General features: G+C 68.3%; 15 protein-coding genes. 8 read left to right on the top strand and 7 right to left on the bottom strand.

The genetic code is table 11. From position 1 onward, the window contains the following. The first annotated feature begins 10 nt into the window (after positions 1–10). On the top strand, positions 11–940 hold the full coding sequence (locus KF892_01255) for a patatin-like phospholipase family protein (GenBank protein MBX3623611.1): 930 nt from the start codon (positions 11–13) through the stop codon (positions 938–940). 222 nt (positions 941–1162) lie between these two features. Here KF892_01255 and KF892_01260 read toward each other — a convergent pair whose 3' ends face one another. Further along, on the bottom strand, positions 1163–1714 hold the full coding sequence (locus KF892_01260; protein ID MBX3623612.1) for a phasin family protein: 552 nt from the start codon (positions 1712–1714) through the stop codon (positions 1163–1165). A gap of 148 nt (positions 1715–1862) precedes the next feature. Here KF892_01260 and KF892_01265 point away from each other — a divergent pair, with 148 nt between their 5' ends. The 6 genes from KF892_01265 to KF892_01290 are packed head-to-tail and all read left to right on the top strand — an operon-like array spanning position 1863 to position 7585. Next, positions 1863–2801, top strand: a complete 939-nt coding sequence (locus tag KF892_01265; protein MBX3623613.1) for a histone deacetylase — start codon at positions 1863–1865, stop codon at positions 2799–2801. Next, positions 2798–3238 carry an acyl-CoA thioesterase gene (locus tag KF892_01270; GenBank protein MBX3623614.1) on the top strand — a complete coding sequence of 147 codons (441 nt, stop codon included), beginning with the start codon at positions 2798–2800 and terminating at the stop codon, positions 3236–3238. The genes KF892_01265 and KF892_01270 overlap by 4 nt, the downstream gene beginning before the upstream one ends. Next, positions 3235–3933 (top strand): nitroreductase, encoded by a 699-nt coding sequence (locus KF892_01275; GenBank protein ID MBX3623615.1) that lies wholly within the window; start codon positions 3235–3237, stop codon positions 3931–3933. The genes KF892_01270 and KF892_01275 overlap by 4 nt, the downstream gene beginning before the upstream one ends. Then, positions 3930–4928, top strand: a complete 999-nt coding sequence (locus KF892_01280) for a D-glycerate dehydrogenase (GenBank protein MBX3623616.1) — start codon at positions 3930–3932, stop codon at positions 4926–4928. Before KF892_01275 ends, KF892_01280 begins: the two co-directional genes overlap by 4 nt. Positions 4929–4940: 12 nt before the next feature. Then, positions 4941–6389 carry a DNA recombination protein RmuC gene (rmuC, locus tag KF892_01285; GenBank protein MBX3623617.1) on the top strand — a complete coding sequence of 483 codons (1449 nt, stop codon included), beginning with the start codon at positions 4941–4943 and terminating at the stop codon, positions 6387–6389. After that, positions 6389–7585, top strand: coding sequence for an MFS transporter (locus KF892_01290; protein ID MBX3623618.1), 1197 nt, complete (start codon positions 6389–6391; stop codon positions 7583–7585). Before rmuC ends, KF892_01290 begins: the two co-directional genes overlap by 1 nt. Before the next feature lie 2 nt (positions 7586–7587). On the opposite strand, the gene KF892_01295 is transcribed toward KF892_01290, so the two are convergent. Beyond that, positions 7588–9771 carry a hypothetical protein gene (locus KF892_01295; GenBank protein ID MBX3623619.1) on the bottom strand — a complete coding sequence of 728 codons (2184 nt, stop codon included), beginning with the start codon at positions 9769–9771 and terminating at the stop codon, positions 7588–7590. A 129-nt stretch (positions 9772–9900) separates the two neighbouring features. Between KF892_01295 and KF892_01300 the strand changes: the two genes are divergently transcribed. After that, a complete protein-coding gene (locus KF892_01300) occupies positions 9901–10338 on the top strand; it encodes an Lrp/AsnC family transcriptional regulator (GenBank protein ID MBX3623620.1) in 438 nt (145 codons plus the stop codon). Positions 10339–10359: 21 nt separating this feature from the next. On the opposite strand, the gene KF892_01305 is transcribed toward KF892_01300, so the two are convergent. The 5 genes from KF892_01305 to KF892_01325 form a co-directional block, all read right to left on the bottom strand. After that, complete coding sequence (locus KF892_01305; protein ID MBX3623621.1) at positions 10360–11001, bottom strand: glutaredoxin family protein; 642 nt, start codon at positions 10999–11001, stop codon at positions 10360–10362. 45 nt (positions 11002–11046) lie between these two features. Then, positions 11047–13065: a M3 family metallopeptidase gene (locus KF892_01310; protein ID MBX3623622.1), complete on the bottom strand. Its 2019-nt coding sequence runs from the start codon at positions 13063–13065 to the stop codon at positions 11047–11049. A 12-nt stretch (positions 13066–13077) separates the two neighbouring features. After that, positions 13078–13932, bottom strand: a complete 855-nt coding sequence (folD, locus tag KF892_01315) for a bifunctional methylenetetrahydrofolate dehydrogenase/methenyltetrahydrofolate cyclohydrolase FolD (protein MBX3623623.1) — start codon at positions 13930–13932, stop codon at positions 13078–13080. Between the two features lie 72 nt (positions 13933–14004). Then, the gene (locus tag KF892_01320) at positions 14005–14631 is read right to left on the bottom strand and encodes a response regulator transcription factor (GenBank protein MBX3623624.1); all 627 of its coding nucleotides are present in this window, start codon (positions 14629–14631) and stop codon (positions 14005–14007) included. Positions 14632–14641: 10 nt separating this feature from the next. Beyond that, positions 14642–17173: a PAS domain S-box protein gene (locus tag KF892_01325; protein ID MBX3623625.1), complete on the bottom strand. Its 2532-nt coding sequence runs from the start codon at positions 17171–17173 to the stop codon at positions 14642–14644. Positions 17174–17202 lie beyond the last annotated feature (29 nt).

Raw genomic sequence — 17202 nt, forward strand, 5'->3', positions numbered from 1 at the left:
ATCGCGCTCCATGCGTTTCCTCCGCGATTTCGTTCTCCGTGCCCGGTGGGCCACCCTGGTCCTGGCGATGATGGCCTTGAGCGCCTGCCAGACGGCGCCGACCGCCCCGCCCGTGGTCCTGCCGCCGGACCAGCCGGCCTCTGCCCCCGTGGTGACGCCCCCCCGGCCCTTGCGCGTCGGCCTCGCGCTCGGGGGCGGAGCGGCCCGCGGTTTCGCGCACATCGGTGTGATCCAGGTGCTCGAGGAAAACGGTGTCAAGGTCGACTACGTCGCCGGCACCTCGGCCGGCAGCCTGGTGGCGGCGCTCTACGCCTCGGGTCGCAACGGCGCGGCACTGGCGGCGATGGCCGACCAGATGGACGAATCGGCGTTTGCCGACTGGGCGTTCCCGGGCCGCGGGTTGATCCGCGGGGAGGCGCTGGCCCGCTACGTGCGCGAGAACACGGGCGGCCGGACGATCGAACAGATGGTGGTGCCGCTGGGCATCGTCGCGACCGATCTGGACAGCGGCCAGCCGATCCTCTTCCAGCGAGGCGATGCCGGCACCGCGGTGCGTGCATCGAGTTCGGTGCCGGCGGTGTTCACCCCGGTGAAGATCGGCACGCGTGAGTATGTGGATGGCGGACTGGTGTCGCCGGTGCCGGTGCGCTTTGCGCGGCAGATGGGCGCGGAGCTCGTCATCGCGGTCGACATCTCGGCCATTCCCGATGGCGCGCCGACCGGCGACCCGATGCGCATGCTGCTGCAGACCTTCGCCATCATGGGCAAAAGCATCAACACCTTCGAACTGCGGGAGGCAGACGTGGTGTTGAGGCCGAAGCTGGCGGGTGTGTCCAGCGCCGACTTCTCGAACCGGAAGCGCTCGATCCAGGCCGGGCGTGATGCCATGACGGCCGCGTTGCCCGAGCTGAAAGCCAAGCTCTTCGCCAAGCCTCGCTGAGGTGGGCCAGCGCCCCCAGCGGGCGCGCCGCGATTCGGTCAGGCAAATAAAAAGCCCGGTGTTGCCACCGGGCTGAAAGGTACCTTGAATGGAGAATTCGCGGGTACCGAGGAGACAACCTTTCAGGGAGACCACGAGCATGGCCCGTGGTGCTCATCAGATGGCGGGTGCGCCTGGAAGTTCAATCCCCGTTCGCAAATTTATGTTTCGCAGCCGTGAGGCTCAGGCAGCGCGCTTGGTCTTGGTGGCGGCCTGGGTCGCCTTGACGGCGGTCGAGGTCATCGCCTGGAAGTTGGCTTCGGCCACGTCGGCAGCCTGCTTGGCGGCCTTGTGCACCGACTCGTAGGCGTTGTTGGCAGCGGCCACGGCCGACTTCACCAGCGCCACGGCGTTTTCGGTGCCGGCGGGAGCGTTCTTCAGGTTGGTGTCGACCAGCGACATGAACTTCTTCTGAGCTTCGGTGGCCTGGGCTTCGGCGACCTTGCTGATGTCAGCGCTGGTGGCAGACGCGATGTCGTACACATAGCGGCCATAGGCAGCGGCCTTCTCGGCGGCCGGTTGCAGCAGGCCGGCTTGCAGGGCCAGCAGCTCTTGCGCGTCCTTGACCGACAGCACGGCCTTGGTGTTCTCGGTGGCTTCGCCCAGCGCGGTCTTGGCAACTTGCAGGTTCAACTCCACCAGCTTCTCGATGCCTTCGAACGCCTTGCCGGTCAGGCCGAAGAGGGTTTCAACGTTGGCCTTGTGAGCGGCGATGAGTTGTTCAGCGGTCAGCATGTTCATGATCTCCAATGGTTAGATTGAGGGGTCTGACACAGCAATGTTGCGCTGCACCATGAACAGAAGTATACGAACGCCGGCCGACTTTTCAAGCGCTATTTGTTGCAATGCAACAAATTAGAGGGTCATTCCTAAGTCATTGAACATGCAGGCTTTTTTTGCCGACCACGTGGGGCTTCAGTTGCCGCCGGGGCATCGCTTTCCCTTTCAGAAATACGGGCTTCTGCGCGAGCGGGTGGTGGTCGACCTCCCGAGCCTGGCGCTGCACCCGGCCCAGCCGGCCACCGAGGGCGAGGTGGCCCTGGCGCATGAGCCGCACTACATCGCGGCGGTGTTGCAGGGGCACCTGAGCGCCCAGGCGCAGCGCGAGATCGGTTTTCCGTGGTCGCCTCGCATGGCCGAGCGGGCATGCCGGTCGGTGGGCGCCACGATTGCCGCGGCGCGTGTCGCCCTGCGCGAGGGCATTGCGGCCAATCTCGCCGGGGGCACCCACCACGCGAGTGCCGACAGCGGCGGTGGCTACTGTGTGTTCAACGACGTGGCGGTGGCCGCCCGCCTGATGCAAGCCGAATGGCACCGCGCACATCGCCGCCTGCTGCGCGTGGCGGTGATCGACCTTGACGTGCACCAAGGCAACGGCACCGCCTCGATCTTTCGCGATGACCCGACCGTGTTCACGCTGTCGATGCACGGCGCGAAGAACTTCCCCTTCCGCAAGCAGCCGGGCGATCTCGACGTGGACCTGCCCGACGGCTGCGGCGATGCCGAGTACCTGCAGGCGCTCGACGCAGCACTCGACACGCTCTGGTCCCGCCACGGTGACCACCCGCCCGGCCTCGTCTTCTACCTCGCTGGCGCCGACCCGCACGAGGGTGACCGCCTCGGGCGCCTGAAGCTCACCACTGCAGGCCTCGCCGAGCGCGACCGCCGTGTGTTCGAGGCCTTGGGGCAGCGGCGCATTCCGGTTGCCGTCTCGATGGCCGGGGGTTACGGACGCGATCTCGCCGACACCGTGCAGGTGCAGGTCAACACACTCCGCCTCGCTGAGGGACATTGGCAGCGATGGAACAATCCATGTCCATGAGCACCCCCCGCCCACAGCCCGATGGCCGCGAGGCCTACCGCCACTTTGCGCCCATCGCCACCCGCTGGGAAGACAACGACGCCTACGGCCACCTCAACAACGTCGTCTACTACAGCCTCTTCGACACCGCGGTGAATCGCTACCTCATCGAGGCCGGTGCACTCGACATCCACAAGGGTCGCACCATCGGCCTCGTGGTCGAGACGCACTGCAACTACTTCGCCTCGGTCGAGTTCCCGCAGATGGTGGAGGCCGGGATCCGCGTCGCGCACATGGGCGCCTCCAGCGTGCGCTACGAGATCGGCATCTTCGCGGCGGGTGAAGCACTGTGCGCCGCTCGTGGGCACTTCGTCCACGTGTACGTGGACCGCGATACCCGCCGCCCGGTGCCGCTGCCCGACGCACTCCAGAAAGCGTTGCAGGAGCTCAAGGTTTGAAGCCCACGCCCGAACAGACCGCCGCCGTCGATGCCGCCATCACCTCGCGGCGTTCGCTGCGGGCTTTCCTGCGGACGCCGGTACCGCGCGAAACGCTGGTCGACATCCTCCAGGTCGCGGCACGGGCACCCTCGGGCACCAACACCCAGCCGTGGAAGGTCTACGTGCTGACCGGCGAGTCGCTGCGCTCGCTGTCGCAACAGGTGCGCGCCGCCTACGACGACCCCGCCGTCTCGGCCCAGCACCACGAGGACTACGCCTACTACCCCCGTCAATGGCAGTCGCCCTACATCGACCGCCGCCGCAAGGTGGGCTGGGACCTGTACTCGCTGCTCGGCATTGCGAAGGGCGACAAGGAACGCATGCACGCGCAGCACGGCCGCAACTACGCCTTCTTCGACGCCCCGGTCGGCCTCATGTTCACCATCGACCGCGTGATGGAGCAGGGCAGCTGGCTCGACTACGGCATGTTCCTGCAGAACATCATGGTTGCCGCCCGGGCCCGTGGGCTCGACACCTGCCCGCAAGCCGCGTGGACGCAGTTCCACCGCATCATCCTGCCGGCCATCGGGGCGTCGGCGGACGAAAAGCTCGTGTGCGGCATGTCGCTCGGCTACGCCGACCCCCACGCGATCGAGAACACGCTCCAGACCGAGCGCGAGCCGGTCGCCAACTTCGCGAGGTTCCTGGAATGAGTCGTCCTGCCGTCCTGGTCGCACGCGCCATCCAGCCCGAGGTCGTCGCACGTTTGCGCGAGCACTTCGAGGTGGAGGTCAACAGCGCCGACAACATCTATTCGCGCGACGAGCTGATCGCCCGCCTGCAAGGCAAACAGGGTGCGATGACCACCGGCAGCGAGCGCGTCGACGACGGCGTGCTGGCCGCCGCGCCCACCGTGCGCGCCGTGTGCAACATTGCCGTCGGCTTCAACAACCTCGACGTGCCGGCGGCCACCGCACGGGGTGTGCTCTGCACCAACACGCCCGACGTGCTCACCGAGACCACCGCCGACTTCGGCGTCGCGCTGATGATGGCGGCCGCCCGGCGCGTCACCGAATCCGAGCACTTCCTGCGCCGCGGCGAGTGGAAGAAGTGGTCGGTCGACATGTTCGTGGGCAGCGACATCCACGGCGCCACGCTCGGCATCCTCGGCATGGGCCGCATCGGCCAGGCCATCGCGCGCCGTGGCGCACACGGCTTCGGCATGAAGGTCCTGTACACCAACCGCTCCCGCCTGGCGCCCGAGATCGAAGCCGAGTGCAAGGCCACCTATGTGTCGAAGGAAGAGCTCCTCCGCCAGGCCGACCACCTGGTGATCGTCGTGCCGTACTCGGCTTCGTCGCACCACGCCATCGGCGCGGCCGAGCTGGCGCAGATGAAGCCCACCGCAACGCTCACCAACATCGCCCGCGGTGGCGTGGTCGACGACGCGGCGCTCGCCAAGGCCCTGGCCGCGAACCAGATCGCCGCGGCCGGCCTCGACGTTTTCGAAGGCGAGCCCGCCGTGCACCCGGCGCTGCTGCAGGTGCCCAACGTCGTGCTCACGCCGCACATCGCGAGCGCCACACGCGCCACCCGCCTGGCGATGGCCAACCTCGCGGCTGACAACCTCATCGCGGCGCTCGGCTTCGGCCCGCAAGCGGGCAGTCCGCCGACGCCGCTCAACCCCGAAGTGCTGAAACGCCCCTGAGACAATCGCGGGATGCAAACACCCTGGTGGATCATGGCGGCGCTGCTCGCCGTCAACCTCGCGCTGCTGCTCTGGCTGGCCTTCCGCCGCCCGCCGGCGGATGACAGCCTCAAGACCGACCTGCGCAACAGCACCGAGCGCCTGGAGCGCGAGCTGCGCGACGAACTCGGCCGCAGCGCCCAGGGCACCCGCCAGGAGCTGGGCAGCACGCTCGCCAACTTCCAGCAGACGCTGACCGGCGCGCAGGCCAACGTGGCGCGCCTGCAGAACGAGCAGATCGACAGCTTCCGCGTGCAGCTCGCCGCGATGCAGCAGGCGGTGAGCGACACGCTGCAAGCCGCCGCCAGCTCGCAGGCCGCGCAGGCGATGGCCTCGCGCGAAGCGCAAGACGCAGGCCTCAAGCGTTTCGCCGACACGCTCAACGAGCAGCTGCGCGCGCTCTCCGAGGCCAACGAACGCCGCCTCACCGAAGTGCGCACTGCCGTCGAACAGCGCCTCACCGTGCTGCAGCAAGGCAACGAGCAGAAGCTCGAGCAGATGCGCGCCACCGTTGACGAGAAGCTGCACGCCACGCTCGAGCAGCGCCTGGGCGAGAGCTTCAAGCAGGTGGCCGAACGGCTGGAGCAGGTGCACCGCGGCCTCGGCGAGATGCAGGGCCTCGCGCGCGACGTGGGCTCGCTCAACAAGGTGCTCAACAACGTGAAGACGCGCGGCACCTTCGGCGAGACGCAGCTCGCCGGCCTGCTCGAACAGGTCTTCACGCCCGAGCAGTACGGCACCAACGTCGAGACCGTGCCCAACACCGGCGCGCGCGTCGAGTTCGCGATCCGCCTGCCGGGGCAGCGCGCCGACGGCGTGCCGCTGTGGCTGCCCATCGACTGCAAGTTCCCGCGCGAAGACTACGAGCGGTTGGTGGACGCGCAGAACGACGCCGATGCCGCCGCCGCCGAGGCCGCCGCCAAGGCCATCGAGCTGCGTCTGCGCGCGGAGGCCAAGACCATCCGCGAGAAGTACGTCTCGCCACCGCACACCACCGACTTCGGCATCCTCTTCGTGCCCACCGAAGGCCTGTACGCCGAAGCCCTGCGCCGGCCCGGCCTGGTGGAGGCGCTGCAGCGCGAGCATCGCGTGATGCTCGCCGGCCCGACCACCTTGCTCGCCACCTTGAGCAGCCTGCAGATGGGCTTCCGCACCCTGGCGTTGGAGAAGCGCTCGGTCGAGGTGTGGGAGGTGCTGGGTGCGGTCAAGACGGAGTTCGGCAAGTTCGGCGACGTGCTGGCGAAGACGAAGAAGAAGCTCGACGAGGCCAGCAACAACATCCTGCAGGCCGAGGTGCGCGCGCGGGCCATGTCTCGCGAATTGCGCACGGTCGAAGCGCTGCCGGAAGCCCGCGCCAAGGTCGTGCTGCCACTGCCGGCGGAGGATGCGGGCCTCACGACCGGCGACCTGCTCGAACCCTGATGGCTTCGTTCTCGCGACCGCTCCTGGCCTTGATCATGGGCCAGGTGTGTTTGCATTCCTGCATGGCGGGCGTGCGGGTCGCGGGGCCGCTGCTGGCGCTGCGCAACGGGCAGCCGGCCTGGGCGGTGGGCGTGTTGCTCGGGCTCTTTGCCGCAGCGCCGGTGCTGTCGTCGCTGTACGCCGGGCGACTGGCCGACCGGCATGGTTACCACCGCCCGCTGCGCTTGGCGGTCGGCCTCACGGTGGTGGGCGGCGCGCTGGCGGTGGCCGCCACGTGGTGGGTCGATGCGCAATTTCTGCTGCTGTGCATTGCCGCCTGCCTGTGCGGCGTGGGAACCAACTTCGGCCTCATCGCCAACCAGCGCAGCGCCGGCAAGCTGGCCGATGGCGACCGGGCGGCCTTGACCCGCGTCTTCAGCTGGCTGGGCCTCGCGCCGGCGCTGTCGAACGTGGTCGGGCCGGTGACGGCCGGCGCGCTGATCGATCTGGCCGGCTTCCGTGGCGCGTTCGTGGCCCTGATGCTGCTGCCGTTCGCGGCGCTGTGGTGGTCGCGCCAGGTGCCGAAGGAGACGGTCGCCGCGGCCGCGCCAGTCGTGGGCAAGAAGCGCGCGGCGTGGGACATCTTCGCCATGCCCGGCGTGCGCCGCCTGCTGCTCGTCAACTTCCTGATGTCGTCGAGCTGGGACCTGCACTCCTTCATCGTGCCTGTGATCGGCCATGAGCGCGGCTTCAGCGCGTCGGCGATCGGGCTGATCCTCGGCGTGTTCGCGGCCGCGGTGGCGAGCGTGCGCATCGTGCTGCCGTTCCTGTCGCACCGCCTGCGCGAGCACCAGGTGCTGGCTGCCGCGATGCTGCTCACCGCCGGTGTCTTCTGCATCTACCCGCTGATGCACAACGCCTGGCTGATGGGCCTGTGCGCCGCGGCGCTGGGCCTGGCGCTGGGCGCGGTGAACCCGATGGTGATGACGAGCCTGCACCACCTCACGCCGGGCCACCGCCACGGCGAGGCGATCGCCCTGCGCTCGATGACCGTCAACGCGACGAGTGCCGTGATGCCACTGGTGTTCGGCGCGGCGGGGGCCGCCGTGGGGGCCTCGGCCTTGTTCTGGGCGATGGGGGCGGCGGTGGGCATGGGCAGCTGGCAGGCGCGGCGGATGGGTCAGGTGCTCGCCCTCGGGCCCGACACGAAACCCTGACCTCAGTCGCCGCCGTAGCGATTGGGCGGGTACTCCGCGGCCATGGCGTCCCAGGTGATGCTGTGCGTGAGCGTGTTGAGGTTGGGGTCGGCGAGCGGCAGCAGCGTGGGCTCCGTCGCTTCCAGCGTGCCGGCCGGCACCGAGAAGTCCGGCGCGAGCGTGCGGTTGATGCCGGGGCGCCCCGCCGGAAAGGGCGTGGGTGACAAGGCCAGCGGCAGGCCGATGTTGAAGGCCGACTCCAGGCGGGTGCTGCTGTCGGGCATCGTGATCACCTGGACGGTGGGCATCGCACCGAACGCGCCGCCCGAGATCGCCACGCGGAACTCGCCTTGCTGGCGGTCGACGATGCCGAACACACTGCAGTACTGCTGCAGCGGTGGGTTTGGCGTCTGCGGCAAGGGCAGCTCGAAGCGGTGGGTGCCGCTCCAGGTCACGGTGGTGGTCACCGGGCCCGGCTCGGTGTGCGTGTGCTGGCCAGACGCCGCCCAGGTCCAGGTGGACTCGACGGGCGTGGCCGTCCACGCGTTCAGCGCGTCCTGCAGTGGGCCGTCGGGCTCGTTGCGCCACAAGCCGATGTCGCAGCGGGCACTGAACTGCAGCGTGTGCTGCAGCACCAGCGTGCCTGGGCCTTGCGACCGCACGAGCACCTGCCCATTCCAGCGGGTCAGGGCGCGGGTGTTGCCCCAACGCCGGCCCACCTGCACGGCGATGTAGCCGGCCGAGCCGGGGCCGGTGCGGGGCAACTGGACCGTCACCTCGTCTGCCGTCCACTCGAGCACGGCCAGCTCGGTCACCGTGCCGGCAGGGCGCCACGGCAGGTAGTTGTCGAGGCCGGAGGGATCGGTGGCGAGGGACGTGCCGACGAACACTTTGCCCGGCACGAGCCCGAAGCTGCCATAGAGCGTGAGCCGGCTCTGGTTCTCCTCGACGCCCATGCGCACCATGCTCGGCAGCAGCGTTCCCGGGTTGTCGTTGAGTCGTGTGAAGCGGAACGACACCGGGCCGCCTTCGCTCGGGTCGTCGTAGAGCGTGAAGCCCGCCTCGTCGCCTACGCGTTTGATGGCGGCGTAGTCGTGTGCACGGTTGCGCGGGTTGGGGGTCGGCACGCTCAGGTTGCTGGCCACGAATTTGTCGAGCATCCAGTGCATGGCGTCGGCCGCGGCGTTCACGAAGACCGGGTGCGACCAGCCACCGTAGACCCCCGCGCCCGCGGCGCGGAAGGCCTCGCGAAAACCCACGAAGTCGCTCGCGCAGGCGTGGATGAGCACGATGCTGTTGGCGCTGAAGCGCCAGCGGTAGCGTTCGATGAAGGCCGGCGTGATGGCCAGGAAGTTGTCGACGGCCCACTTGCCTCGGCTGTAGAGGTACTGGCCGGTGTAGTAGACGAGGTTGCCGGCCTGCAGGTCGGTGAGGTGGCCGACGATGGCTTCGAGGTCGGCCACGGTGTCGGTCATCAGGGCATGGGTGATGCCGCCGCCCGTGTCCAGCATGCCGCCGTGTGTGAGCCAGCTGAAGAAGCCCAGCTCGGGTAGCGCCTTGAGGTTCGCGACGGTGGGGGCCCACGAGGGCAGCAGGTCGACCCCGGCGCTGCGCAGCCAGCTTTGATAGCGCTCGATGCTGGAGGCGGAGCCGTCCGGCTCGGCATAGCTCTGGAAAGTGCTGGCCGACACGCCCGCGGGCGATGAAGGCACGCCGGTGAGCGGCACGTCGCCATCGGCGGCGGGGTGGGCGTCGCGTGCGGCCAGGCCCGCGGCGCGCGGCGCGAGGGCCGCGGTCGTCGGGCTGGGCTGCGGTGTGACGCTGGGTCGCGGCGTGCCGGTGCGCTGGTTGTTGCCGATCACGTGGAGCTGGCCATCGCTGAATTCGCCGCAGACGCAGCCGTCGGGCATCACGGTGACGCGGCGGTACTCGGGCCGGGCACGCATGAATGCGGCCACCGTCTCGCTGGGGGCGCTGATGGCCCCGTCGCACAGGCGCTCGTACTCGGCCGCGACGGCGGCGAGGGCCTGCAGGCGCTGCTCGGGCGGAAGCGTGGGCCCCGGTGGTGGAGGAGGATCGCCCGACGACCCCTCGCCACCACCACCGCCCCCGCCGCAGGCGCTCAGCAGGGCACTGCTGCCGCCCCAGCCGAGCAGGGTTCGGCGGCTGATGCGGGAGGGGTCGGGTGGAAGGCGTCGGGTGCTCATGCGTGGAACGGCGGGTCGGCCCGCGGCGGATTCGTCGTGAAGGAATGCGCCAAACTTTAGGGAGCTTCCTGGCTCCACATTCGCGGAAATCTTGTCCAATGGCGCTTCAAAGCAGAGCTAAACGTCGCCATGGACAGAATCGACAACGAAATCCTCAGGCACCTGACGCGCGACGGCCGCCTCACCTTCCGCGAGCTGGGCGAAGCCGTGCACCTGAGCGCCAACGCGGTTGCCGAGCGCTTCCGGCGCTTGCAGGAGAGCGGGACCATCCGGCACATCCGCGCCGTGCTCGACCCTCAGGCGATGGGCCGCAGCCTGGAGGCGCAGATCGAGATCAAGCTGAGTGCGCAGACCTCGGCGCTCGAGTTCGAGAACGCGCTGCGCCACATGCCGCAGGTGATGGAAGCGGCCTTGATGACGGGCTCGTTCGACTACGCGATCCGCGTGGCCTGCGAGAACAGCCACGAGCTGATGCAGGTGACCGAGGCGCTGCGCAAGCACCCTGGCGTGAGCGACACCTACACGCGCCTGGTGCTGCGCGAGATCGAGCTGTCGGGGATGGTCTGAGCCGCCGCGGTGGCGGCCGGGTCAGAAGCGGATGGTGCCGGGGGCGGGGGCCGGGGCCGGTGCTGGTTGCGCAGCCGGTGCCGGCTGAGGCGCGGGGGCCGCAGGCGCCGGGGCGGCTGGGGCCGGGCGCGCTTCGGTCAGCGGCTCGGGCTTGCCCTGCGGGAAGTTGGCCGGCAGCTTCGAGTCTTTCGGGTAGCCGGCGGCGTCGATGTACGACTCCCACTGCTCGCGCTGCCAGCCGCGCACGATCTGCGCGCCCACCGTCATCACCGGCAGGGTGTTGCCGCCCGTGAGGCGCTGCAAGGCCTGCCCGTCTTCCGGGGTGGTGACGAGTTTTTCGGAGGCGGGGATGCCGCGCCCGCGCAGGAACTGGCGCGCTTCGTCGCAGGGCTGGCAGTCCGGTGCGACGTAGAGCACGACGGGGAAGCGCAGGGCGATCTGCCGAAGTTCGAAGGGAAGCGACGCGTCGTTGGCCGCGCCTCCACCGCGTGTGTTCACGCTCTGGACCCTCTTGTCGGTGCCGACGTCGGGCCGGTCGGTGTAGGTGATCTTGCCGTCGGGGCCGACCACCTTGTAGAGCGCGAAGGCCGGGGCTGCCGACAGCATCGAAACAGCGGCAACCGAGGCGGCCAGGGTGTGGATCGCGCGGTGGCGTGCGTTCATGTCGTGGAGTCTCCGTTGCTCGGCGAGGCGCTCAAATTCTAGGCATCAGGCCATGCCCTGGTGGCGCAAAAGTGCGTCAATTCGTGGCTCGCGGCCGCGGAAGGCCTTGAAGCTTTCCATCGCCGGGCGGCTGCCGCCGGCCTCGAGGATGGCCTCGCGGTAGCGGCGGCCGGTGTCGGGGTCGAGTGCGCTGGTTTCCTCGAACGCGCTCCACGCGTCGGCGCTCAGCACCTCGGCCCACTTGTAGCTGTAGTAGCCCGCCGAGTAGCCGCCCGCGAAGATGTGCGAGAAGGAATGCTGGAAGCGGTTGAACGCAGGCGGCGGCATCACCGACACCTCGCGGCGCACCTCGTCGACGAGGCCCTGAATGTCGTTCTCGCGGCCCGGCTCGCCGTGCAGGCGCATGTCGAAGAGCGCGAACTCGATCTGCCGCAGCGTCTGCAGGCCGCTCTGGAAGTTCTTGGCGGCGAGCATCTTGTCGTAGAGCGCGCGGGGCAGCGGCTCGCCGCTGTCGACGTGGGCGGTGAGGTGCTTGAGCACCTCCCACTCCCAGCAGAAGTTCTCCATGAACTGGCTGGGCAGCTCGACCGCGTCCCACTCGACGCCGGAGATGCCAGCCACGCCGATGTCGTTCACCTGCGTGAGCATGTGGTGCAGGCCGTGGCCGAACTCGTGGAAGAGGGTCGTCACCTCATCGTGCGTGAGCAGGGCAGGCTTGCCATCGGCGGGCGGGGTGAAGTTGCACACGAGGTGCGCCACGGGCGTCTGCGTGCTGCCTTCGGGGCGGGCCCAGCGGCCGCGCACGTCGTCCATCCAGGCGCCCGGGCGCTTGCCAGTCCGGGCGTAGGGGTCGAGGTAGAACTGGCCGACAAGTTGCGTGCCGCGCTCGATGCGGAAGAAGCGCACGTTCGGGTTCCACACCTCGGCCGTGTCTGGCCGAATGCTCACTTCGAAGAGCGTCTCGATGATGCGGAAGAGGCCGCTCAACACCTTGGGCTCCGTGAAGTACTGCTTCACCTCCTGGTCGCTGAAGGCGTAGCGCGCTTCCTTGAGCTTCTCGCTGGCGTAGGGCACGTCCCAGGATTGCAGGTTGGCGAGGCCGAGTTCGGTGCGGGCGAAGTCGCGCAGCTCGGCGAGGTCGCGCTCGGCGTAGGGGCGGGCGCGCTTGGCGAGGTCGCGCAGGAAATCGAGCACCTGCTGGGGCGAGTCGGCCATCTTGGGCACGAGCGAGACCTCGGCGAAGTTCTTGTAGCCAAGCAGCCCCGCCTCTTCCTGCCGCAGCTGCAGCAGCTCTTTCATGATGGCGCTGTTGTCGTGCTCGGGCTTGCCGAGCTCGCTGGCGCGGGTAGCGTAGGCGGTGTAGAGCTCTTCGCGCAGCGCGCGGTCGTCGCCGTACTGCATCACCGGGAAGTAGCTCGGGAAGTGCAGCGTGAGCTTGTGGCCCGGCTTGCCTTCCGCTTCGGCGGCGGCGCGTGCGGCCTGCCTCACGTCGTCGGGCACACCGGCGAGGCGGCTTTCGTCGACGTAGAGCGCGTAGCTGTCGGTGGCGTCCATCACGTGCTCGGAATACGCGGTCGTGAGTGCCGCGTGGCGCTCCTGGATCTGCGCGTAGCGCTCGCGGGCGGCGCCTTGCAACTCGGCGCCCGACAGCACGAAGTCGCGCATCGCGTTCGACAGCGCCTTCTTGCGCGCCGCATTCAGCTTCGCCGCGGCAGGGCTCGTGGCGATGGCCTTGTACTTGGCGTAGAGGCGTTCGTCGGCGCCGAGCCGGGTGTGGAACTCGGTGATCTTCGGGATGTTCTCGTTGTAGACGGCACGCAGCTCGGGGTTGTCGGCCACGTGGTTCAGGTGCGAGACCGCGCCCCAGGCGCTGTGCAGGCGCTCGGTGGCCACATCGAGCACGGCCGACATCGCGTCGTAGTCGGCCGGCACCTCGTCACCCGTGGCCTTTTCCAGCGCGGCATCGGCCGCTGCCAGCAGCTCGCTGATGGCGGGCGTGACGTGCTCGGGCCTGATCTGCGCGAAGTGGGGCAGGCCGGTGGTGTCGAGGAGTGGGTTGCTCATAGGCCCCTTGATTCAGTTGGATGCGGCGCGTTCCGCGGCTTCGATGGTATTCACGAGGAGCATCGCGCGGGTCATCGGCCCCACACCGCCCGGCACGGGGGTGATCCAGCCAGCGACCTTCGAGACGCCCTCGAAATCGACGTCGCCACAGAGCTTGCCTTCGTCGTTGCGGTTCATGCCGACGTCGATGATGACGGCACCCGGCTTGACCATGTCGGCGGTGACGGTGTTGCGCCGGCCCACCGCCGCCACGATCACGTCGGCCTGGCGGGTGTGCGCGCCCAGGTCGGCGGTGGCACTGTGGCAGATGGTGACGGTGGCGTTGGCTTGCAAGAGCAGCTGCGCCATCGGCTTGCCGACGGTGTTGCTGCGGCCGATGACGACGGCATGCTTGCCGCGCAGGTTGACGCCCGTGGTCTCGATCAGCTTCATGCAGCCATAGGGCGTGCACGACTTGAAGCCGGGCAGGCCACTCGCGAGCGCACCGGCGCTCTGGATGGAGAAGCCGTCGACGTCCTTGTGCGGGGCGATGGCGGCGATGACCTTTTGCGGGTCGATGTGCTTGGGCACGGGCATCTGCACCAGGATGCCGTGGATCTTCGGGTCGGCATTCAGCTCGGTGATGCGCTGGAGCAGCGCGGCCTCGCTCATGTCGGCCGGGTAGCGGTCGAGCAGGGAGTAGACGCCGCTGCCTTCGCAGTCCTTGACCTTGTGGCTCACGTAGACCTGGCTGGCGGGGTCGTCGCCGACCAGCACCACGGCGAGGCCGGGTTGGTGGCCTTTCTTCGTGAGTGCTGCGGCGCGCTCGGCCACTTCGCCACGGATCTTCTTCGCCAAAGCGTTGCCGTCGATGAGTTGTGCAGTCATGGGGTCCTCGATTCGAAGAGTTGAAACTAAAAAGGGCCGCTGAGACAGCGGCCCTTTGTGATGTGTTGCGCGTTATGCCTTGGTCTGCTGCGCGCCCAGTGCGATCTTCAGCAGATCGGCGACCGTGTTGGCGTTGAGCTTTTCCATGATGTTGGCGCGGTGCGCCTCCACCGTCTTGATGCTGATGCCGAGGTCGTCGGCGATCTGCTTGTTGAGGCGGCCGGCGACGATGCGCTCGAGCACCTGGGACTCACGCGTGGTCAGGCGCGACAGCAGGGCGTCGCGGCTGGCGGCTTCCTGGTGGTGCGAGAAGGCGCTGCGGGCCTGGTCGAGCATGCGCTCCACGAGGTTGAGCAGCTCTTCTTCCTTGAAGGGCTTCTCGATGAAGTCCATCGCGCCCTTCTTCATGGTGCTCACCGCCATCGGCACGTCGCCGTGGCCGGTGATGAAGACGACCGGCAGCGGCGACTTGCGCTCGAGCAGGCGGTCTTGCAGCTCCAGGCCGCTCATGCCGTCCATGCGGATGTCGGCGATCAGGCAGGCGACTTCGCGCGGGTCGAAGCGGGAGAGGAAGGATTCGGAAGAGTCGAAGCACTTGACGCGGTAGTCCTTGCCTTCAAGGAGCCACTGCAGCGAATCACGAACCGCCTCGTCGTCGTCGACCACGTAGACGGTGCCCTTCTTGGGAATCAGACTCATGTGTGCTGTCTCATGTCAGGGCCGCTTCGAGGCCCGTGGATTTGGCGGTTTCGACCGGCAGCGTAAAGGTAAAACGGCAGCCGACAGCGAGGTCGCCATTGTAGAGGTTCTGGGCCCGGATCCGGCCTCGGTGGCTCTCGATGATGGAGCGGCACAACGACAGGCCGATGCCCAGGCCTTCGACCTTGGTGGAGAAGAAGGCTTCGTAGAGCCGGTTGATGACTTCTTCCTTCAGGCCGGGGCCCGAATCGGTGACGCCGAACTCGATCACGCCGCCTTCTTCCGGCGTGTGCTTGGGCACCACGCGCAGCTCGATGTTGCGGCGGGCGGGCGGCAGGCCCGCCATGTCGATCGCCTCGGCCGAGTTCTTGAGCAAGTTCAAGATCACCTGCTCGATCAGGATGGGGTCGACCATCAACGTGGGCAGGCGCTGGGCCACGTAGACGTGCAGCGACACGTTGCGCCTGCGCAGCTCGATGCCGGCGAGGTCGACCGCGTCTTCGACGATGGTGCGGGCTTCGGCGGCCTGGCGTTGCGGCTCGCTGCGCTTCACGAAGGCACGGATGCGGCGAATGATCTGCGCGGCGCGGTCGGCCTGTTTGGCGGTCTTCTCGAGCGCGGCGACGAGGTCGTCCTTGCCGATGGCATCGCTCTTCACGCGCGACACCATGCCGTTGCAGTAGTTGGTGATGGCGGTGAGCGGCTGGTTGAGCTCGTGCGCGACCGATGACGCCATCTCGCCCATGGTCATCAGCCGGCTCGTGACCTGCGCCTTCTCGGCCTGCTGCTTCGACTGCTCTTCGGCGTGGCGGCGGCTCGTGATGTCTGTTGCGATCAGCATCTGCGCGAGGCGGCCGTCGGTCCATTGCAGGTAGCGCGCGCGCACGTCGAACCACTTCTGCAGCGAGTCGACGAAGACTTCGCGTGTCTCGGAGCCGGCTTCAGTGAGCTCCTGCGTAGGCAGGCCGCCGAAGCTGTCGACCGAGTCGCCCATGTCGGCAATCATCGGCAGGCCCGGCTCGCCACCGGCCAGCGTGCCGTGGCCCTGCGCGTCGGCACCGAACCAGAGGCGGTAGGAGCGGTTGGCGAAAAGCAGCTCGCCCTGCTGCACCGACAGCACCGACACGGCAGCGTCGAGCCCTTCCAGCACGGTGGTGAAGCGCTCGTGCGAGGCCGAGAGCTGGTCGCGCACCCGCTTGGCCTCGGTGATGTTGGTCATCGAGGTCATCCAGCCGGTCTGCATGCCCTTGGGGTCGATCAGCGGCGAGACGTACATGCGGGCGTCGAAGAGCGTGCCGTCCTTGCGCATCGCCTTCACCTCGATGCCGCCGGCGGGGCTGCGGCCTTGCAGCTCCTGCTGCAGCAGGCGCATGTTTTCCTCGTAGCGATCGGGCGGCCAGTGCGGGAAGGGCGGCATGCGGCCGATGAGTTCGTGTTCGCTGAAGCCCGTCATCGCGCAGAAGGCGGGGTTCACGTAGGTGATGCGGCCTTCCATGTCCATCGCGCGCATGCCGGTGAGCATGGAGTTTTCCATCGCGCGGCGGAAGTTCGTTTCCGACACCAGCGTGGCCTGCATCTGCACGCGCCGGCGCATGTGGCGCCAGGTGCCGAGCAGCATCCACACGGTCAGCACCGAGAGGGCCGACACCATCCAGAACAGCGTGTTGCTGATGAGGCCGATGGAGGTGCGGTAGCCCTGGCCGCGCAGCACGAGGCCATTGGCGGCGGGCGCGAGCGGCACCTCGTGCACGATGGACGCGGGCTTGGCGGTCTCGCCCGGCGTCATCGGCAGCGTGCTCGCCACCACCTTGCCCTGCGCATCGACGAGCGTCATCGTGTGCCGCTTCGACACCTCGGCCGGAATGAAATAGCGCACCAGCGAGTCGATGGAGTACTCGGCGATCAGCGTGCCCGAGAAGGCGCTGCGGTCGAGCAGCGGCACGTGCGCCTGGAACACCGCGTTGCCATTGGCATCGCCGAAGGGGCGTGAGTACACCGGCAGCCGCAACTCGCGCGTGGCGCGGAAGGCCTGGTCGGGCTCGCTGTTGCGCTGCTCGGGCAGCGAGCGCTGGTTGTCGATGTAGGGCAGGCCGAGTTCGGAAAAGAGCGTGGTCGTCGAGTAGCTGGCCTTGCGCGCGCGCGACTGGTTCACCCAGATGAGGTTGGTGATCTCCGGCCGCTCGCGCGTGAAGCTCGCGGCCTGGCTCTGGAACTCTTCTTCATCGATCTGGCGGGTGACGATCTCGCGCGCGATGCGCACGAGCTGCTCCTGGTTCTCGATCAGGCGCAGCCGCACCTGCTGCTGCGCGATCTCGGTGTCGCGCTTGACCGACTCCTGCTCGCGCTCGAACTCCTCATTGCGCAGGTACCAGAAGGCCGAAATGATCGCGGCGAGGAAGAGCAGCACCGAGACCAGCGGGCCCAGCGTCGCGTAGCGGTCCTGGCGGGCCGGCGACTGCCGCCGCCACCACCGGCCGACCAGGCGGCCGGCCCTCGCGGTGACAGGGCGACGGGGTGGCGAGGCTGGTGCAGGAGTGGACATAGGCGGATTATCGAGGGGCGTTTGCAACG

Origin of the sequence: Rhizobacter sp. (assembly GCA_019635355.1) — a bacterium.
GTDB lineage: Bacteria > Pseudomonadota > Gammaproteobacteria > Burkholderiales > Burkholderiaceae_C > Rhizobacter.